Source organism: Pseudomonas sp. GW456-E7 (genome assembly GCF_059424105.1).
This window is the reverse complement of sequence record NZ_JBWKZB010000010.1, coordinates 117,202-139,482: the sequence shown is the minus strand read 5'-3', so window position 1 is coordinate 139,482 and position 22,281 is coordinate 117,202. Positions and strand designations below refer to the sequence as shown.

The 22,281-nt window shown below is 60.1% G+C and carries 21 protein-coding genes; 14 read left to right on the top strand and 7 right to left on the bottom strand.

Features of this window, described 5'->3' with window-relative positions:
- Positions 1–280: 280 nt before the first annotated feature.
- The 9 genes from AC07YV_RS09590 (at position 281) to AC07YV_RS09550 (ending at position 9,902) form a co-directional block, all read left to right on the top strand.
- A complete protein-coding gene (locus AC07YV_RS09590; RefSeq protein ID WP_102702498.1) occupies positions 281–1,591 on the top strand; it encodes an ABC transporter substrate-binding protein in 1,311 nt (436 codons plus the stop codon).
- 153 nt (positions 1,592–1,744) lie between these two features.
- Entirely contained in the window at positions 1,745–2,671 is a 927-nt protein-coding gene (locus AC07YV_RS09585; RefSeq protein ID WP_102702499.1) for a carbohydrate ABC transporter permease, read from the top strand.
- An 8-nt stretch (positions 2,672–2,679) separates the two neighbouring features.
- Positions 2,680–3,510, top strand: a complete 831-nt coding sequence (locus tag AC07YV_RS09580; RefSeq protein WP_102702500.1) for a carbohydrate ABC transporter permease — start codon at positions 2,680–2,682, stop codon at positions 3,508–3,510.
- Between the two features lie 155 nt (positions 3,511–3,665).
- On the top strand, positions 3,666–4,769 hold the full coding sequence (locus AC07YV_RS09575) for an ABC transporter ATP-binding protein (RefSeq protein WP_102702501.1): 1,104 nt from the start codon (positions 3,666–3,668) through the stop codon (positions 4,767–4,769).
- 16 nt (positions 4,770–4,785) lie between these two features.
- A complete protein-coding gene (locus tag AC07YV_RS09570) occupies positions 4,786–6,258 on the top strand; it encodes a mannitol dehydrogenase family protein (protein ID WP_102702502.1) in 1,473 nt (490 codons plus the stop codon).
- Between the two features lie 146 nt (positions 6,259–6,404).
- Positions 6,405–7,901 carry a xylulokinase gene (gene xylB / locus AC07YV_RS09565; protein ID WP_102702503.1) on the top strand — a complete coding sequence of 499 codons (1,497 nt, stop codon included), beginning with the start codon at positions 6,405–6,407 and terminating at the stop codon, positions 7,899–7,901.
- A gap of 13 nt (positions 7,902–7,914) precedes the next feature.
- Positions 7,915–8,859 carry a carbohydrate kinase family protein gene (locus AC07YV_RS09560; RefSeq protein WP_102702504.1) on the top strand — a complete coding sequence of 315 codons (945 nt, stop codon included), beginning with the start codon at positions 7,915–7,917 and terminating at the stop codon, positions 8,857–8,859.
- Between the two features lie 289 nt (positions 8,860–9,148).
- On the top strand, positions 9,149–9,415 hold the full coding sequence (locus AC07YV_RS09555) for a DUF2790 domain-containing protein (protein ID WP_102702505.1): 267 nt from the start codon (positions 9,149–9,151) through the stop codon (positions 9,413–9,415).
- A gap of 91 nt (positions 9,416–9,506) precedes the next feature.
- Complete coding sequence (locus AC07YV_RS09550; RefSeq protein WP_102702506.1) at positions 9,507–9,902, top strand: hypothetical protein; 396 nt, start codon at positions 9,507–9,509, stop codon at positions 9,900–9,902.
- Here the strand turns inward: AC07YV_RS09550 and AC07YV_RS09545 are convergent.
- Positions 9,899–10,165 (bottom strand): DUF1652 domain-containing protein, encoded by a 267-nt coding sequence (locus tag AC07YV_RS09545; protein WP_102702507.1) that lies wholly within the window; start codon positions 10,163–10,165, stop codon positions 9,899–9,901. The genes AC07YV_RS09550 and AC07YV_RS09545 overlap by 4 nt on opposite strands.
- A 294-nt stretch (positions 10,166–10,459) precedes the next feature.
- Between AC07YV_RS09545 and eco the strand changes: the two genes are divergently transcribed.
- On the top strand, positions 10,460–10,942 hold the full coding sequence (gene eco, locus AC07YV_RS09540; RefSeq protein ID WP_102702508.1) for a serine protease inhibitor ecotin: 483 nt from the start codon (positions 10,460–10,462) through the stop codon (positions 10,940–10,942).
- Positions 10,943–10,963: 21 nt separating this feature from the next.
- Here eco and ilvA read toward each other — a convergent pair whose 3' ends face one another.
- Entirely contained in the window at positions 10,964–11,977 is a 1,014-nt protein-coding gene (gene ilvA / locus AC07YV_RS09535; RefSeq protein WP_102702509.1) for a threonine ammonia-lyase, biosynthetic, read from the bottom strand.
- A 246-nt stretch (positions 11,978–12,223) separates the two neighbouring features.
- Here ilvA and AC07YV_RS09530 point away from each other — a divergent pair, with 246 nt between their 5' ends.
- Positions 12,224–12,559 carry a DUF2834 domain-containing protein gene (locus tag AC07YV_RS09530; protein ID WP_102702510.1) on the top strand — a complete coding sequence of 112 codons (336 nt, stop codon included), beginning with the start codon at positions 12,224–12,226 and terminating at the stop codon, positions 12,557–12,559.
- Positions 12,560–12,692: 133 nt separating this feature from the next.
- Here the strand turns inward: AC07YV_RS09530 and AC07YV_RS09525 are convergent, their stop codons facing one another.
- The gene (locus tag AC07YV_RS09525) at positions 12,693–13,616 is read right to left on the bottom strand and encodes a magnesium transporter CorA family protein (RefSeq protein WP_102702511.1); all 924 of its coding nucleotides are present in this window, start codon (positions 13,614–13,616) and stop codon (positions 12,693–12,695) included.
- Positions 13,617–13,623: 7 nt separating this feature from the next.
- Positions 13,624–15,210: a RimK family ATP-grasp domain-containing protein gene (locus AC07YV_RS09520; protein WP_102702512.1), complete on the bottom strand. Its 1,587-nt coding sequence runs from the start codon at positions 15,208–15,210 to the stop codon at positions 13,624–13,626.
- A gap of 93 nt (positions 15,211–15,303) precedes the next feature.
- Here AC07YV_RS09520 and AC07YV_RS09515 point away from each other — a divergent pair, with 93 nt between their 5' ends.
- Positions 15,304–16,401, top strand: coding sequence for a GNAT family N-acetyltransferase/peptidase C39 family protein (locus AC07YV_RS09515; RefSeq protein WP_102702513.1), 1,098 nt, complete (start codon positions 15,304–15,306; stop codon positions 16,399–16,401).
- 101 nt (positions 16,402–16,502) lie between these two features.
- Here the strand turns inward: AC07YV_RS09515 and AC07YV_RS09510 are convergent, their stop codons facing one another.
- Both AC07YV_RS09510 and AC07YV_RS09505 read right to left on the bottom strand, forming a co-directional pair.
- Positions 16,503–17,654 carry a PQQ-dependent sugar dehydrogenase gene (locus AC07YV_RS09510; RefSeq protein WP_102702514.1) on the bottom strand — a complete coding sequence of 384 codons (1,152 nt, stop codon included), beginning with the start codon at positions 17,652–17,654 and terminating at the stop codon, positions 16,503–16,505.
- Positions 17,655–17,719: 65 nt separating this feature from the next.
- The gene (locus AC07YV_RS09505) at positions 17,720–18,067 is read right to left on the bottom strand and encodes a hypothetical protein (RefSeq protein ID WP_102702515.1); all 348 of its coding nucleotides are present in this window, start codon (positions 18,065–18,067) and stop codon (positions 17,720–17,722) included.
- Positions 18,068–18,260: 193 nt separating this feature from the next.
- On the opposite strand from AC07YV_RS09505, the gene ku reads away from it, so the two are divergent.
- Positions 18,261–19,121 carry a non-homologous end joining protein Ku gene (ku, locus tag AC07YV_RS09500; RefSeq protein WP_102702516.1) on the top strand — a complete coding sequence of 287 codons (861 nt, stop codon included), beginning with the start codon at positions 18,261–18,263 and terminating at the stop codon, positions 19,119–19,121.
- Between the two features lie 50 nt (positions 19,122–19,171).
- Here the strand turns inward: ku and lpxO are convergent, their stop codons facing one another.
- The gene (gene lpxO / locus AC07YV_RS09495; protein WP_102702518.1) at positions 19,172–20,071 is read right to left on the bottom strand and encodes a lipid A hydroxylase LpxO; all 900 of its coding nucleotides are present in this window, start codon (positions 20,069–20,071) and stop codon (positions 19,172–19,174) included.
- 471 nt (positions 20,072–20,542) lie between these two features.
- On the opposite strand from lpxO, the gene AC07YV_RS09490 reads away from it, so the two are divergent.
- Positions 20,543–22,129, top strand: coding sequence for an ABC-F family ATPase (locus AC07YV_RS09490; RefSeq protein WP_102702517.1), 1,587 nt, complete (start codon positions 20,543–20,545; stop codon positions 22,127–22,129).
- Positions 22,130–22,281 lie beyond the last annotated feature (152 nt).

Genomic DNA, 22,281 nt, shown 5'->3' with positions numbered 1-22,281 from the left:
GCTCCTACACCCTCCTGTAGGAGCTGCCGAAGGCTGCGATCTTTTGCTTTTAAATCCATAAAACCTGTACAGATTCAATTCCACACCATTGCTGAAAAGCCCTTCCTTGCGTCTACAGCCAAAAATAACAGTGCAAGAAAGTATCAGTTGAAGTGCGATGGATGATTTGTCTCGCCCTCCAATGAAGGTTGTAATCCGTGCACATTCTTCCTGCCTTCGGAAGACACAAAAACAATAACTGTCCTTCTGTAACCCGACGGGTGCAGAAAAGGAGTGCACGATGCAACCTTCGGTAAAAGCCCTGCTTGCCCTCACCTGCATGACCCTCAGCAGCGTCAGCCTTGGCGCCCAGACGCTGACCATCGCCACCGTCAACAACAGCGACATGATCCGCATGCAAAAGCTCTCGAAAACCTTCGAGGCCGAGCACCCGGACATCAAGCTCAATTGGGTAGTGCTCGAGGAAAACGTCCTGCGCCAGCGCCTGACCACCGACATCGCCACCCAGGGCGGGCAATTCGACGTGCTGACCATCGGCATGTACGAAGCGGCACTCTGGGGTGCCAAGGGCTGGCTGGAGCCGATGAAGGATTTGCCGGCCAGCTATGCCCTGGACGACGTGTTCCCGTCGGTGCGCGAAGGCCTGTCGGTCAAAGGCTCGCTGTACGCCCTGCCGTTCTACGCCGAAAGCTCGATCACCTATTACCGCACCGACCTGTTCAAGGACGCCGGCCTGAGCATGCCCGAGCGCCCGACCTGGGAGCAGATCGCCGAGTTCGCCGCCAAACTGAATAAACCCGGACAGGAACAGTACGGCATCTGCCTGCGCGGCAAGGCCGGTTGGGGCGAGAACATGGCGCTGGTCACCACCATCGCCAATGCCTATGGCGCGCGCTGGTTCGACGAACAGTGGCAGCCGCAATTCAACGGGCCCGAGTGGAAGAATGCGCTGAACTTCTACGTCGACACCATGAAGAAATCCGGCCCGCCGGGTGCATCGAGCAACGGTTTCAACGAAAACCTGGCGCTGTTCAACAGCGGCAAATGCGCGATCTGGGTCGATGCCAGCGTTGCCGGCTCGTTCGTCACCGACAAGACCCAGAGCAAGGTCGCCGATCACGTCGGCTTCACCTATGCGCCGCATCAGGTCACTGACAGGGGCTCGGCCTGGTTGTATTCCTGGGCGCTGGCCATTCCGAGCAGTTCCAAGGCCAAGGACGCGGCGAAAACCTTCAGCGCCTGGGCCACCTCCCGGGAATACAGTGCACTGGTCGCGGAAAAGGACGGCATCGCCAACGTGCCGCCGGGCACCCGGGCCTCGACCTACAGCGAGGCCTACATGAGTGCGGCGCCGTTCGCCAGGGTTACGCTCGAATCGCTCAAGGCTGCGGACCCGGGCAAGCCGACGCTGAAACCGGTGCCTTATATCGGTATCCAGTTGGTGACCATTCCCGAGTTCCAGGGCATAGGCACCCAGGTCGGCAAATCCTTCTCGGCGGCGCTGATCGGCCAGACCACGGTCGACCAGGCATTGGCGGCGGCCCAGCAAACCACCGAGCGTGAGATGAAGCGCGCGGGGTATCCCAAGTAACCCGCACCAGCCTGCTCCTGCTTACTGTGGGAGCGAGCTTGCTCGCGATGAGGCCGTCAAATTCAACATTTGTATCGACTGACAGTCCGCCATCGCGAGCAAGCTCGCTCCCACAGTTGAACTTCATTGCCTGTACCCAAACGGTTTAACGCCATGAATACATCAACTGCCAAAGCTCACATGGACATTGCCCTACCCCTGCGCAAAAGCCGCGTGACCAATCCCGGCTGGTTTCTGGTCAGCCCTTCGGTGGCACTGCTGCTGTTGTGGATGATCGTGCCGCTGGGCATGACCCTCTACTTCTCGATGATTCGCTACAACCTGCTCGATCCCGGCGAGAACGCGTTCGTCGGGTTGGAGAACTTCACCTACTTCCTCACCGATTCAGGCTTCCTGCCCGGCGCTACCAACACCCTGTTGCTGGTGGGCAGCGTGCTGCTTATCAGCGTGGTGTTCGGTGTGCTGATCAGTGCACTGCTGGAGGCCAGTGAATTTTTCGGTCGCGGCATCGTGCGGGTCATGCTGATCTCGCCCTTTTTCATCATGCCCACGGTCGGCGCGCTGATCTGGAAGAACCTGATTTTCCACCCGGTGTCAGGAATTCTCGCCTACGTCTGGAAACTGTTCGGCGCACAACCGGTGGACTGGCTGGCGCACTACCCGCTGCTGTCGATCATCATCATTGTCTCGTGGCAATGGCTGCCGTTCGCCATCCTGATCCTGATGACCGCCATGCAGTCCCTCGACCAGGAACAGAAAGAAGCCGCGCGCCTGGACGGTGCCGGACCCATCGCGATCTTCTGGCACCTGACCCTGCCGCACCTGGCGCGGCCGATTGCGGTGGTGGTGATGATCGAAACCATCTTCCTGCTCTCGGTGTTCGCCGAAATCTTCACCACCACCAACGGCGGCCCCGGCTACGCCTCGACCAACCTCGCCTACCTGATCTACAACCAGGCGCTGGTGCAGTTCGACGTCGGCATGGCCTCGGCGGGCGGCTTGATCGCGGTGGTCATTGCCAACATCGCGGCGATCATTCTGGTGCGGATGATCGGCAAAAACCTGACCGACAAAGCCTGAGGCCTGCCATGACTCTTCAACAATCCCGTCGTTTGCAAAGCCTGTTGCTCGGTACGCTGGCCTGGGCCATCGCGATCCTGATTTTCTTCCCGATCTTCTGGATGGTAATGACCAGCTTCAAGACCGAAATCGAGGCCTTCGCCACGCCGCCACAGTTCATCTTCACGCCGACGCTGGAGAACTACCTGCACATCAACGAGCGCAGCGACTACTTCAGCTTCGCCTGGAACTCGGTGGTGATTTCCTTCAGCGCCACGGCCCTGTGCCTGCTGATCGCGGTGCCGTCGGCCTACTCGATGGCGTTCTACGAAACCCGGCGTACCCGAGGCACGCTGCTGTGGATGCTCTCGACCAAGATGCTGCCGCCGGTGGGCGTGCTGATGCCGATCTACCTGCTGGCCAAGAGTTTCGGCCTGCTCGACACACGGATCGCGCTGATCGTCATCTACACGCTGATCAACCTGCCGATCGTGGTCTGGATGATTTACACCTACTTCAAGGACATCCCCCGGGACATCCTCGAAGCCGCGCGGCTGGATGGCGCAACGCTGGTCCAGGAGATGCTCCGGGTATTGCTGCCGATCGCCAAGGGTGGCCTGGCGTCCACGGTGCTGCTGTCGCTGATCCTGTGCTGGAACGAGGCCTTCTGGTCGCTGAACCTGACCTCGTCGAAAGCCGCGCCACTGACCGCCTTGATTGCCTCCTACTCAAGCCCCGAAGGGCTGTTCTGGGCAAAGTTGTCGGCGGTCTCGACCCTGGCCTGTGCGCCGATCCTGATCTTCGGCTGGATCAGCCAGAAACAGTTGGTCCGCGGCCTGTCGTTCGGCGCCGTGAAATGAATCTCTGTAGGAGCGAGCCTGCTCGCGATGGACGTGAACGATAACGATGGCTGACTGGAAGAGCGCGTCGCCTGAACGTTCATCGCGAGCAGGCTCGCTCCTACAAAAAGCCTGCCCGGCTCAATCTGAATAAAAACAACCGGAGGCCCACCACCATGGCCAACCTGAAAATCAAGAATCTGCAAAAAGGCTTTGAAGGTTTTTCCATCATCAAGGGCATCGACCTCGAAGTGAACGACAAGGAATTCGTGGTCTTCGTCGGCCCGTCGGGCTGCGGCAAATCCACGCTGCTGCGCCTGATCGCCGGGCTCGAAGAAGTCAGCGGCGGCACCATCGAACTCGATGGCCGCGACATCACCGAAGTGAGCCCGGCCAAGCGCGACCTGGCGATGGTGTTCCAGACCTACGCCCTGTACCCGCACATGAGCGTGCGCAAGAACATGTCGTTCGCCCTTGACCTTGCCGGCGTGGCCAAAGCCGAAGTGGAGAAAAAGGTCAGCGAAGCGGCGCGCATCCTCGAACTGGGGCCGATGCTGGAGCGCAAGCCCAAGCAACTGTCCGGCGGCCAGCGCCAGCGCGTGGCGATTGGCCGGGCCATCGTGCGCAACCCGAAAATTTTCCTGTTCGACGAACCGCTGTCCAACCTCGACGCGGCCCTGCGCGTGCAGATGCGCCTGGAATTGCTGCGCCTGCACAAAGACCTGCAAGCGACGATGATCTACGTCACCCATGACCAGGTCGAAGCCATGACCATGGCCGACAAAGTGGTCGTACTCAACGGCGGCAAGATCGAGCAAGTCGGCTCGCCACTGGATCTCTACCACCAGCCCGCCAACCTGTTCGTCGCTGGCTTCCTGGGCACGCCGAAAATGGGCTTCCTCAAGGGCAAGGTCACCCGCGTCGACAGCCAGGGCTGCGAAGTGCAACTGGACGCCGGCACCCGCATCAGCCTCGCGCTGAGCGGCGCCAACTTGAGCGTCGGCAGCGCAGTGACCCTGGGCATTCGCCCGGAACACCTGGAACTGGCCAAGCCCGGCGATTGCACCTTGCAGGTCACCGCCGATGTCAGCGAACGCCTGGGCAGCGACACGTTCTGCCACGTCCGGACTTCCTCCGGCGAAGCCCTGACCCTGCGCGTTCGCGGCGATCTGGCCAGCCGCTACGGCGAAACCCTGAGCCTGCACCTGGACGCGCAACACTGCCATTTATTCGATGCCGACGGCGTGGCGTTGACCCGCCCATTGCGCGTTGCCGCCTGATCCCAGAGAGACTGTGATGAAACTCAATAAACAGAACCTCAACCGCCTCGCACCCGCAGTGGCCCTGCCCGCCTACGCGCTGGGTGAAACCCGTCAGGGCATTGCGCACATCGGCGTCGGCGGCTTCCATCGCGCCCACCAGGCGTTTTACACCGATGCGCTGATGAACACCGGAGAAGGCCTGGACTGGGCCATTTGCGGTATCGGCCTGCGTGCCGAGGACCGTCGCGCCCGTGACGATCTCAAGGATCAGGACTACCTGTTCACCCTGTTCGAGCTCGGCGATGGCGACGATACCGAAGTGCGGGTGATCGGGGCCATCACCGACATGTTGCTGGCCGAAGACGACACCCGGGCATTGATCGACAAACTGGCCAGCCCCGAGATCCGCATCGTCTCGCTGACCATCACCGAAGGCGGTTACTGCATCGACGACAGCACCGGTGAGTTCATGGCGCACTTGCCGCAGATCCAGCATGACCTCGCGCACCCCGACACGCCAACGACCGTGTTCGGCTTGCTCTGTTCTGCACTGGCCAGGCGCCGCGCCGCGGGCACAGCGGCCTTCACCCTGATGTCCTGCGATAACCTGCCGCACAATGGCGCCGTCACCCGCAAGGCCCTGCTGGCCTTCGCCGCCTTGCACGACAGCCCACTGCGCGACTGGATCGACGCCAACGTCAGTTTCCCCAACGCCATGGTCGACCGCATCACGCCGATGACCAGCACCTCGCACCGCCTGCAACTGGCAGACCAGCATGGGGTAGACGATGCCTGGCCGGTGGTCTGCGAACCCTTTGTGCAATGGGTGCTGGAAGACAAGTTCGTCAACGGTCGCCCGGCCTGGGAAAAGGTCGGCGTGCAGTTCACCGACGACGTCACGCCCTACGAAGACATGAAGATCAAGCTGCTCAACGGCAGCCATCTGGCGTTGACCTACCTGGGGTTCCTGAAGGGTTACCGTTTCGTCCACGAAACCATGAACGACCCGTTGTTCGTGCGCTATATGCGCGCCTACATGGACCTGGACGTGACGCCGCAACTGGCCCCGGTGCCGGGAATCGACCTGACCGAGTACAAGAACACCCTGGTGGCGCGCTTCTCCAATCAGGCGATTGCCGACCAGCTAGAACGGGTGTGTTCGGACGGCTCTTCGAAGTTTCCGAAATTCACCGTGCCGACCATCAACCGCCTGATCGCCGATGGCCGCGAGACCAAACGCGCGGCCTTGGTGGTGGCGGCGTGGGCCTTGTATCTGAAGGGCGTGGATGAACATGGCGACACGTACAGCATTCCCGATCCTCGTGCCGAGTTCTGCCAGGCGCTGGTGGTCGATGATGTGCTGATCACCCAGCGGTTGCTGGCGGTCGAGGAGATTTTTGGTACGGCGATACCCCGCTCGGCGGAGTTTGTCGCGGCGTTCGAGTGGTGCTGCAACAGTTTGCGCGAGGTGGGGGTGTCGCGGACGCTGGAGCGGGTGTTGGCGTAAGGACGGTGGTGTGACAACTGCCCTCTTCGCGAGCAGGCTCGCTCCCACATGGATATCCGTCGAGCACAACATGTGTGTCCACTGAAGATCTCCTGTGGGAGCGAGCCTGCTCGCGAAGAGGGTCTACTGATATCGAAGGATCTTGCATGACAACCCGACAACTCTTCCTCGGCATCGACTGCGGCACCCAGGGCACCAAGGCCATCATCCTCGACGCGGTCAGTGGTGAAGTGTTCGGCCAGGGCGCGGCCAGCCACAGCCTGATCAGCGCGGCCAATGGCCGTCGCGAACAGGACACCCATCAGTGGCTGGAAGCCTTCGCCACGGCCACCCGCCGCGCGTTGCTCGCGGCCAGGGTCGATGGCCAGTCGATCCTCGGCATTGGCGTGTCCGGCCAGCAACATGGCCTGGTGCTGCTCGACGATCAGGGCCAGGTGCTGCGTCCGGCCAAGCTCTGGTGCGACACCGAAACCACGCCGGAGAATGACCGTCTCCTGGCCCACCTCGGCGGCGAAAAGGCTTCGCTGGATCGCCTCGGCGTGGTCATCGCGCCGGGCTATACCCTGTCCAAACTGCTCTGGACCAAAGAGCAGCATCCCGAGGTGTTTTCCCGGATCGCCCGTATCCTGCTGCCCCACGACTACCTCAACCATTGGCTCACCGGCCGCAGTTGCAGCGAATACGGTGATGCCTCGGGCACCGGGTATTTCAATGTGCGTACCCGGCAGTGGGATGTGCAATTGTTGCGCGACATCGACCCCAGCGGACGCCTGCAAGCGGCGCTACCCGACCTGATCGACGCGCACCAGGCGGTCGGCACGATCCTGCCGGGGATTGCCGAGCACCTGGGCATCAATCCGCGGGCCCAGGTGTCCAGTGGCGGCGGCGACAACATGATGGGGGCCATCGGCACCGGTAACATCCAGCCCGGTGCAATCACCATGAGCCTCGGCTCGTCAGGCACGGTGTACGCCTATGCCGACCGGCCGAACGTTGCCCCGGATGCCGCAGTCGCCACGTTCTGTTCTTCCAGTGGCGGCTGGCTGCCATTGATCTGCACCATGAACCTGACCAATGCCACCGGCCTGGTTCGCGATCTGCTGGACCTCGACATCGATCAGTTCAACGCGCTGGTTGCCAAAGCACCCATCGGTGCCGAAGGCGTGAGCTTGTTGCCGTTCTTCAACGGCGAGCGGGTGCCCGCCCTGCCCCATGCCAGCGGCAGCCTGTCGGGCCTGACCATGAGCAACCTGACCCAGGCCAACCTGTGCCGCGCGGTCGTCGAAGGCACGACGTTCGGTTTGCGTTACGGACTGGACCTGCTACGCCACAATGGCTTACAAAGCCGCAGCATTCGGCTGATCGGTGGTGGTTCGAAAAGCGCGGTGTGGCGGCAGATCGTCGCCGATACCATGAATACCCCCGTGATCTGCACTGAACAAAGCGAGGCCGCAGCCCTGGGTGCGGCGATCCAGGCGGCCTGGTGCGTATCCCGGGCAAACGGCAACGAACTCAGCCTGGCGGACTTGTGCGAGCGCTGCGTGAAGCTCGACCCGACCAGCGAAACCCTGCCGGTCGCGGACAATGTACAAGCCAGTCAGCAGGCTTATGAACGCTATCGACAGCATGTCGCAACCCTTTGAAGAGTGAACAACTATGTACCTGGTGTGTGGCGAAGCGCTGTTCGATTTTTTCAGTGAAGACGACGCCGGCGGTCTGGCGTCCAAAGTGAATTTCAAAGCCATTGCCGGTGGCTCGCCGTTCAACGTGGCCGTGGGATTGCGCCGGTTGGGCGTGGATTCGGCGCTGTTGGCCGGGTTGTCCACCGACTACCTGGGCCGGCGCCTGTTGCAGGTGCTGCAGGATGAAGGTGTGCGCCAGGACTTCCTGCTGGATTTCGCCGCGCCGACCACCCTGGCGATGGTCGCCGTGGGTGCCAATGGCTCGCCGCAATACAGCTTCCGTGGCGAAGGCTGCGCCGATCGACAGTTGCAGCCGGAGCACCTGCCGGCACTCGGGCCTGAAGTGCGTGGCCTGCATATCGGATCGTTTTCCCTGGTGGTGCAGCCGATCGCCGACACCCTGTTGGCATTGGTGCGCCGGGAAAGTGGCAATCGCCTGATCAGCCTCGACCCGAACGTGCGCCTGAACCCGGAACCGGACATTGAACGGTGGCGTAAACGGATCGCGCTGCTGGTGGAATTGGCCGACCTGATCAAGGTCAGCGACGAGGACCTGCATCTGTTGTACCCAGGCCAGGACCCGGCGCAAGTGATCGAGGGCTGGATGCAGCATCGCTGCCAGTTGGTGTTCCTGACCCGGGGTGGCGAAGGCGCGACCGTGTTCAGCCGGGCCCACGGCTCGTGGTCGACTCCGGCCTGCGCGGTAAAAATCGCCGACACCGTGGGCGCAGGGGATACCTTTCAAGCGGCGTTGATTGCCTGGTTGACCGAGCAGCAACTGGATTCGGTGGAAGGTGTAAAACAACTTGGCCGCGAGCAGATTGACGGCATGCTGAAGTTCGCGGTGCAGGCGGCGGCGTTGACGTGCAGCAAGACCGGGCCGGATCTGCCATATCGGGAGCAGTTGGATCTGCGCTGAGTTCGGGGGCCTCTTCGCGAGCAGGCTCGCTCCCACAGGGTTGCGGGTCGTTCATGACATTCGTGTCGACGCTCGGGCAATGTGGGAGCGAGCCTGCTCGCGATGGTCTTAACTGATACACAGGATCGCGCCTTCGCGACAGGCGGCGTTCAGCCGGGTTAACCCTCGTTTAACCGTGCGGTCCAACACTTCACTGGACCGCACGCCCTCAGACTGTTCTGACGCCCGGTGCGGCAGGTTCGACAAGCCACACATCGAACTGACTTCCCGTACGCACTGGAGATCGCTGATGAACACTCGCACCTTGCTGGTTACCGCCGCCCTCGCCTGCACCGCGTTTGCCGGCCTGGCCCAGGCCAATGACACCGCTACTTCTCAGGCCGTGCCCTACCACTACGGCATGCCATTGCATGTCAGCAAAGTGATTTCACTGACCGAGCCGGACACCCTGGAGTGCAAGGTGGTGAAGGCCGACATGAAGTACCTCGATGAAACGGGAAAACCCGCAGAAATCACCTACCGTAAACTTTCCGACGCCTGCGAGAACCAAGGCTGACCGAAACGTCTGATTTGACACCAGGCAGTATTCCTTTGAGGGCCGTGGCGCTATGCTCTAGCGCCTCCCTCACTGCCCGCAAGGATTGGCCATGCAGTTTTCGTTTCGCACGTTGTCGATGTTTACCGCCGCCTTATGCCTTTTGCTGAGCCTTGTCTGGGGTTTGGCACCGCAATGGTTACTGTCGCTCTGGGGGATCGAATTTTCATTCGTGGCCGGATTGGTCGCGCGCCGCACCGCCGTGCTGTTCGCAGCGTTTAGCGTGATCTCTTACCTGGTCCGCAACGCGCCCCCTTGTGCAACCCGCAATGCGCTGAGCCTCGGCTTCGTCGTCGGCTGCTGGGGATTGGCCGTGCTGGGTTTTGCCGAATGGCTCGCCGGCCATGTCGGGCCGGGCATGTTGCTGGCTGTCGGGCTTGAACTGGCGCTGGGCCTGGCGTTCTTCCAGTCCCGGCGCGTGTCGGTGGAGCTCGAAACTGCTGGTTAAAGCGCCCTGCCCAGCATCGAGTGTGGTTCGACTGCTACGTGATGCTGTCTGGAACGCAGTTGGGCGATCAACTCGTTTATTTCCCGACAACCATTGAGTCCGGAGGCATCGATGCCGGTGACCATCAGATCGAGCTGATCGGTTTGCCCGTCGGCATAGATCTTCACGGTCATCGACAGATCCGGTGACAACGTGCACTCGCAACGTTTGGGTAAAAAGCTGGCTTCGATGATATTGCGAAGTTCCAAGGCAGAAAGAAACATGGCGACCTTCTCCTTTGTGAGACTGCCAATCAACATCAACGCTCGCTCGTATGCGCTCTCATATAAAAGCTCGGCAAGCTTCAAGGACAGCTACAGCATAAAACATACCCCGGATCTCGGAGCGCAGTTCATCGGCAATTCAAGGGTTTAGGCCTGTCACCTGTAAAACCTGCCGTGCAGCTTGCATTATACGCCCCTGGCGCCCCCTGCAATTTGCACGCTGGGCGCCACGGATTTGCATTCGTACCACTCGACAGTGAAAATGCCGCCCTTCACTTCAAGCAAGGAGGCATCATGAATTCTTTGACCGTTAACGCTTGCGCAGCGCTGTTCGCACTCAGCCTTGCCAGCGTGGCGCACGCCGCCAGACTCGAAGACACCGCGCCCTATCCGAAAGCCGAGAGCGGTTTTACCCGCCAAGTGATTCACCTCGCGCCACAGCCCCAGGAAGACGACTTCCAGGTCGAGATCCTGGCCGGCAAAACCATGGCCGTGGATTGCAACCGCCCGCGTCTGGGCGGCATTCTCGAAGAGAAAAACCTCGAGGGTTGGGGCTACCCCTTCTATCGCCTGGACAAAGTCATTGGCCCGATGAGCACGCTGATGGCCTGCCCGGACGGCACGAGCAAACAGGATTTTGTGCCGGTGGTCGGTGACGGTTTCCTGCTGCGTTACAACAGCAAGCTGCCGCTCGTGCTGTACGTGCCCAAGGACATCGAAGTGCGCTACCGAATCTGGTCGGCGTCGAACAAGGTCGAGAAAGCCATTCAGGAATAACCCGGGCGGCCTGCACCAGGGTCATGCCGGCGCGCCGCTCAACGCGGCGCGCTCGGCCACATGCCCCAGGCTGTCAAAGTTGATGTTGGCACCGGAGTCGATGGCCACCAGGGTCTGACCACGGGCACCGCTGCGTGCCACGTACTGCTTGATTCCGGCCACGGCCAGCGCACCGGAAGGTTCGGTGATCGAGCGGGTATCGTCGTAGATATTCTTGATGGCGGCGCAAAGCTCGTCATTGCTGACCGTCACCACCTCATCAACGCAGAACCGGCAGACCTCAAAACCGTAAGCGCCGATCTGCGCCACCGCCACTCCATCGGCAAAGGTGCCGACCTTGGGCAGGATGACTCGCTCACCGGCCAGCAACGCGGCTTGCAGGCACGCCGAATGCTCCGACTCGACGCCGACGATGCGCACCTGCGGCTGCAAGTATTTGATGTAAGCGGCGATGCCGGCGATCAGTCCCCCGCCCCCCACCGGCACGAAGATCGCATCCAGCGGACCTTGATGCTGACGCAGGATTTCCATGGCCACCGTGCCTTGGCCCGCGATCACATCCGGATCGTCAAAGGGCGATACAAAGGTGCGTCCGCTTTCCTCGGCCAACGCCAGTGCATAGGCCAGTGCAAACGGAAAACTTTCGCCGTGCAAAACCGCATCGGCGCCCCGGCTGCGAACCCCGTTCACCTTCAATTGCGGCGTCGTGCAAGGCATTACGATGGTGGCGCCGATCCCCAACTCCCGCGCCGCCAGCGCCACACCCTGCGCATGATTGCCGGCAGAAGCCGTGACCACGCCGCGAGCCTTTTGCGTGTCGCTCAGTTGCACCAGCTTGTTGTAGGCGCCACGGATCTTGAAGGAAAAGGTCGGTTGCAGGTCTTCGCGCTTGAGCAGGATCTGGTTGCCCAGTGCCTCGGACAAGGCCGGTGCCGCTTGCAACGGCGTGCGCACCGCCAGTTCATACACCGGCGCGGCAAGGATTTTTTTGACGTAGCCTTCAAGCAAGGCTTGCTGGTCGGTTGTAAAACTCATGGTCGTCTCCTGACATTGATCGGGCCCGGGAGACAGAAAGTAGAAACCCGCCTCGAGGGCGGGTTGGGTGCTGCAGTCGTGAGCTAGCCCGCCAGATGAGGAATGGCGGTAATAATGCTTGGCTGGCAGCGCAATACGGTGGAAGTCATGGCTCGAAATTAGCCGGGCGTTGATGGCAAGTCAATGGCAAATTTATGCAGATCCCTCTAGGCTGCCGATTCCAGTCATTGCCCAAGGAAGGAACACATGAATGCCATTGCCCTGCCCCTTATCGCCCTGATCGCCTTTGCCGGCTATACCCTTTCGGTGATGCTCCAGGCCGAACAATCGCTGATCGACTTCGGCATCAGCCTGATGTCACGTCCCGATACCGCGCAGGTGGTGATCGATCTGTACTTGCTGGCGACGCTGGCGGGAATCTGGATGTACCGGGATGCGCGAAAGCGCGGGCTGTCGGCGGTTACGGTGGTGCCTTATCTATTGATCACCGCTGTGTTTGTGTCGGTTGGGCCATTGTTGTATCTGGTGGTACGCGGGGTTCAGGATCGCCGAAAATTGCCTGCTACGACTCGACAGTTGTAGAAACCTTGAAATTGCTTTCGCGAGCAAGCCCGCTCCCACACGGGTCTTGCGCCCACTGAAATCCTATGTGGGAGCGGGCTTGCTCGCGAAGGGGTCATCAGATTCGACATCATCATTGCCTGGCTCACCACCATCATTTCGCCAACTGCTTGAGCCCCACTACCATCGCCCCCGCCCCGATCATCATCGTCGACAGCAGCAAGGGGTACGAAACCCACCACGGCGTTCCCGCCGTCATCATGCTGAACTCGGACATGCCGCCGATGCTCGCAATCAGGTTCAACGGCAAAAACACCACGTTGATCAAGGTCAGCTTGCGCAGCAGGTTGTTCATGCTGTTGTTCATCAGGTTGCCCCGGGCGTCGATGAGGCCGGAGAACACCGTCGAATAGATTTCCGCCTGCTTGTAACACTGGTTGTTTTCGATGATCAGGTCATCGATCAGGCTGATGACCTCGGCGTTGAAGCCCTGCTTTTGCGCATGATTTCGCAGTCGGTTCAGGACCGCGCCATTGCTGTGAATCGCATTGATGTAATAGATCAGGCTTTCGCTGAGGTTGAACATCTGGATCAGGTGCTGATTCTGCATCGAGGCGTTGAATTTCTGCTGCAATTCCCGGGCGATCAGCTTGATCACCTTCAAGTGCCCTAGATAGTGATGGATGTTGTTGAACAGCAGATCGAGCAGGACATCCAGTGGCGTGTCGAGCGCCTGGCGCTTGCCGAGCCCGTTGAGCGGTGCGTCATCGGTGGCGATCACCAGCAAGCGCCCCGGAGAAAACAGCAGGCCACAGGATGACACCTGGAACCCCAGGTTGTCGGCACCGGAGTAACTGTCCGGACGCTTCCAGATCAGGAACAGGTTGTCGGGATGGAACTCGATGCGCGACACCTCGTCAGGGTCCAGCGCCGAGGCCAAGGCGTGTTCGTCGAGTTTGAAATGACTGTGCAGCAGGTCGCGCTCGGCCGCATCGGGGTCACTGAACAGCATCACCTCGGCATCCAGTCGCTCGACGGCCTGCAGCGTTCCACCGCTCAACTGAAAACTCTTGATCATCGCGGCTTCACCAAGCCTGGCCGCGACGCTTAAGCTCCAGGCGCCGAACGAACTCCTCCAGCACCAGTGAATACAGATCGTCCTGCAGGTAGGCGTCTTCGATGCCGGCGTCCATGTTCGGGTTGTCGTTGACCTCGATCACCACCACTTTGTCGCCGGACTGTTTGAGGTCGACCCCGTAGAGGCCGTCGCCGATCAGGTTGGCCGTCTTCACCGCCAGTTCCACCACTGCTCGCGGCGCTTCGTGAACCGCCAGGGTGCGGCATTCACCGTTGATGTCCTGGCCCTTGGCCTTGTGGTTGTAGATTTGCCAGTGGCCCTTGGACATGAAGTATTGGCAGGCAAAGATCGGTTTGCGGTTGAGCACGCCAATGCGCCAGTCGTACTCGGTGTAGAAGAACTCCTGGGCCAGCAACAGCACCGAGTGTTCGAACAGTTCGGCAGTGGCTTCGAGCAACGCCTGTTGGCTCTCGACCTTGATCACACCCCGGGAGAAACAACCGTCGGGGATCTTCAACACCAGCGGAAAGCCCAGTCGTTCGCCCACCCGTTCAAAGTCTTCCGGTCGCTCCTTGTAGAGGATTTCAGTGGCGGGCATGCCCAGTTGATGACTCTTGAGCAGGTCGGCCAGATACACCTTGTTGGTGCAGCGCAGGATCGACGTCGGGTCGTCCATCACCACCAGCCCTTCGCTCTCGGCTTTCTTGGCGAAGCGATAAGTATGGTTGTCGACGCTGGTGGTCTCGCGGATCAGCAGGCCGTCGTATTCGGCGATCCGCGCGTAGTCCTTGCGCTCGATCAGTTCGACATCGATGCCCAGAGTCCTGCCGACGCGGACGAAATTTTCCAGCGCCCTGGCATTCGACGGTGGCAGGGCTTCCTGAGGATCGTGCAGGATGGCCAGGTCGTAGCGGGCCAGCCGTCGTGAGCGCGGCAGTCGCCAGATCTTGCGACTGAAACTGTCGAGGGAGTGGGCAAATTGATCTTCCTGATCCTCCCGCAACTTGTGCAACGCACCCGACTTGATGCCCTCGATATGCCAGCCGTTAGTTCGGCGAAATTCAACTAACAAGATCGGACAGGCAAACACTTCAAATAATTGCCTGGCCAGATCCTGCAAGGGTTCGATATTGGTCTTGCCGAAATACAACGTCAGGGTAAACCCTTCGGTGTCACTGTAGACATGATGACTGAGCGCTTTTTCCAGGGTTTTATCCAGGTCGTCAAGGGCCAGGCCATAAAGGGATTTGCGGGTCAGTTCGCTGATGGTTCGCACCGACGGAATGACCTTGTGCCCACGGGCTTCAGCCAGCAGCGAACAGTAGTAACCGTGCCCCAGGTACTTGTAACTGCGGCACAGGTTGATGACCTGCACGCGCTTGCCCTGCCCATTGTCGCGGGTTTGTTCCAGATACTCCTGGGCCGTGACGATGTCTTCGCTGGGAAAATAGGAGGCCCAGTCTTCCTTGCGTTCGACGATGATAATCAACTGGCTGGAAGTTTTATTGGAGTCATTTAAATAAGTTGCCGAAGTGATTGCTGTCGGCAAAGTTTGCTCGGATACTTCGCGCCAATGACCTTGTACCGCTGACATAGTGATTGATCCGTTGGAGAACAAGACCTTTCCTATTAAGCACGAACTTTTTCGAAAGTCCCGTTTCGTTACGCAACTTTTACGGCGGTCATTATGAATACAGTTTTTCGTTTGGCAGTAATAGAGGACTTACCCGCACTGCTGCAACTTGAAGAGCAATGCTTTACCACCGACCGGCTCAACAGTCGCAGCTTTCAATGGATGATCAGCCGCGCCAACGGGCAACTGCTCGTGGCCCAGCGCGGCGAGCATCTGCTGGGCTACGCCCTGGTGCTTTTCCACCGCGGTACGTCGCTGGCGCGTCTCTATTCGATCGCCATCGCGGCACAGGCGCGGGGCAATGGCCTGGGCAAGCAACTGCTCGAGCGCACCGAAGCCATTGCCCTGGAACACGATTGCGCCTATTTGCGTCTGGAGGTGCGTCTCGACAATCCGGCGGCGATTGCCCTGTATGAGCGTAACGGCTACCGGCGCTTTGCCCTGATCCACGACTACTATCAGGACCACGCCGATGCGTTGCGCCTGGAAAAACGCATCCTCCAGCACCGCGAATCACGCAATATCCAAGTGCCCTACTACCCACAGACCACCGATTTCACCTGCGGTCCGGCCTGCCTGCTCATGGCCATGGGCGCGTTGCAGCCGGGGCGTTTGCTGGAGCGGCGTGAAGAACTGCAAATCTGGCGCGAGGCAACCACCGTGTTCATGACCTCCGGCCACGGTGGTTGCAGCCCGCAAGGCCTGGCATTGGCGGCCTGGCGCCGCGAGTTTCGGGTGCGCCTGCAACTGAGCAAAGCCGGGCCGTTGTTCCTTGACGGGGTGCGCGATGAGCATAAAAAAGACGTAATGCGCCTGGTGCACGAGGAGTTCACCGCGCAGCTGCTTGCCAGTGACGTCGTGTGCGAGATCGGCGGGCCGCTGGATCTTGCGCAACTGCTGGAGCATGGCGGGCAACCGTTGGTGCTGATCAGCAGCTATCGCCTGACCCGCTCCAAATCGCCGCACTGGGTGATAGTGACCGATTGCGATGAAGAATTTGTCTATCTGCACGATCCCGATGTGGACCACAGCCAGCATCGCCAGGCCATGGACTGCCAGCACCTGCCGGTCAGCCATGGGGAGTTCGAGAAGATGTGCAGCTTTGGCCGGGACAAATTGAGGGCAGCTGTGATTGTGTATGGACAGAAGTAGTCGCTACTTCTGTGGGGGTTCTCCCACCGCCTTCGCGCTCCCTCACTTGAAATGCATTCCCCTGTGGGAGCGGGCTTGCTCGCGAAGGCGGCGTGTGAGATTCACTTCAATCCGACTTTATACAATTCACCCTCCTCTTCATCGGTCAACACATACAAATACCCATCCGGCCCCTGCCGAACGTCACGAATGCGCTTTCTCAACGTCCCGAGCAAGCGCTCCTCGTGCACCACCTTGTCGCCATTGAACTCGAGACGAATCAACTCCTGGCTGACCAACGCGCCGATGAACACATTGCGTTGCCAGGCCTTGAACCGGTCGGCATCGTAGAACGCCATGCCGCTCAGGCCCGGGGACTTTTCCCAGACATGGTTCGGGGCAACGGTACCTTCGACGGTTTCACCCCTGGCTTCGGGAATCGGTTTACCGGAGTAGTTGATGCCATGGGTCGCCAGCGGCCAGCCGTAATTCCTGCCGCGCTCGATGATGTTGATTTCATCGCCGCCCAGAGGGCCGTGTTCGTTTTCCCACAGCGTGCCGTTCCACGGGTTGAGCGCAGCGCCTTGCGGGTTGCGCTGCCCGTAGGACCAGATTTCCGGGCGCACGTTGGCCTGGCCGACAAAGGGGTTGTCCTTGGGCACCGTGCCGTCCGGGTAGATTCGCACCACTTTGCCTTGCAGCTTGTCGAGGTCCTGGGCGGTCGGGCGCTCATTGTTTTCCCCCAGCGTCACGAACAGATAGCCGTCGCGATCGAACACCAGCCGCGAACCAAAATGGTTGCCTTCCGAGAGTTTGGGTTCCTGGCGCAGGATCACCCGGAAATCCTTGATCGCCGTCAGATCGTCGGAGAGCCGGCCGCGCCCCACCGCCGTACCGGCCTTGTTGTCCTCTCCACCCCCTTCGGCATAGGACAGATAGACCATCCGGTCCTGTTTGAAATCGGGTGACAACGCGACGTCGAGCAAGCCGCCCTGGGCCTTGGCCCAGACCGTTGGCACGCCATTGAGCGGCGCCGACAGCTTGCCGTCGGCGGTGATCAGCCGCAGGTTGCCGGGCCGCTCGGTGACCAGCATGCTTTTACCATCCGGCAGGAACGCCAGCGCCCAGGGGTGCTCCAGCCCCGTCACGACGGTGGTCACCTCGAGTGTGCCTTCTTCGCTTTTCATTGTCTGGGGGGGCGCGGCAAGCACAGGGACAGTGGCGGTCATCAATACGCCGGCACAGAGGATTGCCAATGGGTTCTTGCGCAACATGCAGACTCCTTTTCTGATGATCATGAGGCCTGGAAAAAACACTGGGCACAGCTCATGCCGGCCACTCAACGGTTGCCGGTGCCGGCGTCTCGTGGCGCAGGGTTGGGAATGAATGTCGGGGGGCTGGCGGGAGCGCTCCGCTCGGGATAGCGATTACCGATGCCGCCGTTGTCCAGTGTCGGCGGTCGCGGGACCGGCACGGTATTGGGCCCGCGAATGGCCGGCGCACTGGGTCGGGTGCCTTGCATGCTGTTGGGATTGGCCCGGTTGATCGGGCTGCTGTAAGGGTTGTTGTTGGTGCTGCCCGGCAGGTTCTGGACCATGTGCAACGAAGCGGAGGTGGCGGCCTGGACCAGTGGCACCAGCATGGCACTCAAGGCCAGCGCAAGGGCGCCAGACAGGTATCGGTTCATGGGAGGGCCTCGCTGCGTCACGTGGATAAGGACTTCGATACCACGCTACGCCCGGGGTTCGTATTTGTTAACAAAAACCTCCCCGGCAAGATGTAACACGACGTTGATCCGATTAAAGGAACGGCCCCACAGGCCACGGAAACTTTTGTTCGAGGCCGCAGGTCACCTGAACATCACTCGCGAGTAGACGACCATGGCACGGGCAATCTGGAAAGGCGCAATCAGCTTCGGACTGGTGCATATCCCCGTGGCGCTGGTCTCGGCAACGTCTTCCCAGGGCGTCGATTTCGATTGGCTCGACAGCCGCAGCATGGACCCGGTGGGCTATAAGCGTGTCAACAAGGTCACGGGCAAGGAAGTCACCAAGGAGCACATCGTCAAGGGCGTGCAATACGAAAAAGGCCGGTACGTGGTGCTCAGTGAGGAGGAGATCCGCAGCGCGCACCCGCTCTCGACCCAGACCATCGACATTTTTTCCTTTGTCGACGGCGAGCAGATTCCCTTGCAGAACATCGACACGCCTTACTACCTGGCACCCGACAAGCGCGGCGGCAAGGTCTATGCCCTGCTGCGCGAAACCCTGAGCAAAACCGGCAAGGTCGCCCTCGCCCATGTAGTGCTGCATACCCGCCAGCACCTGGCCGCGCTGATGCCCCTGGAGTCGGCGCTGGTGCTGGTGATGCTGCGCTGGCCGGCGGAAGTCCGAAGCCTCGATGAGTTGGCGCTGGGCAGCGAAGTGACCCGGCCGGAACTGGCCAAGGGCGAACTGGACATGGCCAGGCGCCTGGTGGAGGACATGAGTGCCCAGTGGTCGCCGCAAGACTATCGGGATGGTTTCGAGGACAAGATCATGGCCCTGGTGGACAAGAAGGCCCATGAAGGCAAGATTGAAGACGTCGAGACCGCCTCGGGTGAAGAGCTACGTAAAACGGCGGATGTCATTGACCTGACCGAGCTGCTCAAGCGTAGTCTTGGCAGCAAGAGTGTCGGGAAAGCAGCGGCCAGGCCGAAGGCGAGCAGCAAACCGGCGGCGAAGAAGAAAGCCGGCAAGTGATTGGCTGAATGTCCGGGCCTCTTCGTTGGAACGCCGCCCGGACACCCCCTTCAGATCAGAATGATGACCACCAGCAACCCGGCGAAGATCGACCACTTTTCGAGGTAGTAAAGCTTGCGGTTGCGTTTTTTCAGCTGCTTGCCATGCAGGCGCACCTTGTAGATCTTGCCGAACAGGCGGTTGAGGCCGCCGGTCTTGTCGCCCGCCTCGTTGGGCGCACCCGCCGCCGACATGACATGGCGACTGAACCAGCGATTGAATGCCGCTGCCCACCTGTATTTCATCGGTCGCTCGACGTCGCAGAACAAAATGATGCGGTTCTGCTGCGTGGTGTTTTCTGCGTAATGAATGTAGGTCTCATCGAACATCACCGCTTCGCCATCGCGCCAATGGTAGTCCTGGCCATCGACATTGATGTAGCAACCCTCGGCGTTGGGGGTTTCCAGCCCCAGGTGATAACGGTACGAACCGGCATACGGGTCGCGGTGGCGCACCAGCCTGGAACCCGGTGGCAACTCGGCGAACATTGCCGCCTTGATCGAACCAATGCCCTGCACCAGCTCGGTGGTGCGCGGGCAGAGCTTCATGGCCGATGGATGGCTGTCGCCGTACCACTTGAGATAAAAGCGCTTCCAGCCGGTCTTGAAAAACGAGTTGAAACCGACGTCATCGAATTGGTTCGAACGCTTGATCTCGCCGGCCCGAAGCAAATTCTGGCCTTCGGCACGAATTTCTTCCCAGTGCGCCTGCAGCGGACGCAGGTCGGGGAAGTCGGCCGGGTCGAGATAGGGCTTGTTGGGGATTTTCGAAAACAGATATAGAAAGCAATTGATCGGCGCCAGAAACGTCGAGTGATCACTCAACTGGCGGCCCAGCTTATGGCGCACCTGGCCACGCAGGTGGACATACGCAATTGAGACAACATAGATAACGGCAATGATCAGTTTCACGGAAATCGTCACACGTCAGAAGGAAACAAACTGCGCCCTCGCGGGTCTTGTGCAGCGGCTGAAAACGAAACAGCGGCCCTGTAGCGCCATCGAACTACGCCGACGATCAGCGCTCAACCGACGGATGGCATTTTAGCCACAGTTTGTAACCAATAGTTAACCTGTAACTGTGAAAAACTGTCCACAAAATCCGCCGAAACGTCACTGCGGCCTCAACGCCCTATCGTTTAAAGAGCCAGACCAGTACAATCGCCGCCAAACTTTACGCGCCCCCAGGTTGAAAGCGGAAAAATCCCCTTTCAGCGCACGTTGACTCGGGCCAGGCGCGCCACATGCTGCTGTCCACTTAATGCCAGATGGAACTTCCACTGCCGATCGGGATGAATGTCCCGTGGTCCGGACAGTGGAAACGGGTACTGAACCGGTACTGCCGCAACCCTAGCTACTCTGAATGCTTCGCAGGAAAAACCTTTGATTTCTACAGCTAACATCACGATGCAGTTCGGCGCCAAGCCGCTCTTCGAAAACGTTTCGGTCAAGTTCAACGGTGGCAACCGTTACGGCCTGATCGGCGCCAACGGTTGCGGCAAGTCGACCTTCATGAAGATCCTCGGCGGCGACCTCGAGCCGTCCGGCGGCCAGGTCATGCTGGAGCCGAACGTGCGCCTGGGTAAATTGCGCCAGGACCAGTTCGCCTACGAAGAATTTACCGTGATCGACACCGTGATCATGGGTCACGAAGAGCTGTGGAAGGTCAAGGCCGAGCGCGACCGCATCTATTCGCTGCCGGAAATGAGCGAAGAAGACGGCATGGCCGTGGCCGAGCTGGAAACCGAATTCGCCGAAATGGACGGCTACACCGCCGAATCCCGCGCCGGTGAACTGCTGCTGGGCCTGGGTATTCCCCTGGAGCAGCATTTTGGTCCGATGTCCGAAGTCGCTCCAGGCTGGAAGCTGCGCGTATTGCTGGCCCAGGCGCTGTTCTCCGATCCGGAAGTGCTGTTGCTCGACGAACCGACCAACCACCTGGACATCAACACCATTCGCTGGCTGGAATCGATTCTCACCGTGCGTAACAGCACCATGATCATCATTTCCCACGACCGTCACTTCCTCAACAGCGTCTGCACCCACATGGCCGACCTGGACTACGGTGAGCTGCGTCTGTTCCCGGGCAACTACGACGAGTACATGACCGCGGCGACCCAGTCCCGCGAGCAACTGCTGTCGGACAACGCCAAGAAAAAAGCCCAGATCGCCGAACTGCAAACGTTCGTCAGCCGCTTCTCGGCCAACGCCTCGAAAGCCAAGCAGGCCACTTCCCGCGCCAAGCAGATCGACAAGATCCAGCTGGCCGAAGTCAAGCCATCGAGCCGCGTGAGCCCGTTCATCCGCTTCGAACAGACCAAGAAACTGCACCGCCAGGCCGTGACCATCGAGCAGATGTCCAAGGGCTTCGACGGCAAGACCCTGTTCAAGAACTTCAGCTTCACCGTCGAAGCCGGCGAGCGCGTGGCGATCATCGGCCCGAACGGTATCGGCAAGTCCACCCTGCTGCGTACCTTGATGGGTGAGCTGACCCCGGACGCCGGCTCCGTGAAGTGGACCGAAAGCGCGGAGCTGGGCTACTACGCCCAGGACCACGCCCATGACTTCGAAGACGACGTCAGCCTGTTCGACTGGATGGGCCAGTGGACCCAGGGCGAACAGATCATTCGCGGTACCCTGGGTCGCATGCTGTTCTCCAACGACGAGATCCTCAAGTCGGTCAAGGTCATTTCCGGTGGTGAGCAAGGCCGCATGCTGTTCGGCAAGCTGATCCTGCAAAAGCCGAACGTTCTGGTGATGGACGAACCGACCAACCACCTGGACATGGAATCCATCGAGGCGCTGAACCTGGCGCTGGAAAACTACCCGGGCACGCTGATCTTCGTCAGCCACGACCGTGAGTTCGTATCGTCCCTGGCCACCCGCATCATTGAGTTGAGCCCGAACGGCGTGACCGACTTCAGCGGCACCTATGATGATTACCTGCGCAGTCAGGGTGTGGTGTTCTAAGGGCAGCTATTGGTTTCAAGCTACAAGCGGCAAGTTAAAAGCCCCGTCCATGTGACGGGGCTTTTTGTGTTTCATGGCCAGGATTTTGTTGAGTGCCGAATCCTTCGCGAGCAAGCCCGCTCCCACAGGGGAATGCGTTCCAAATGTGGGAG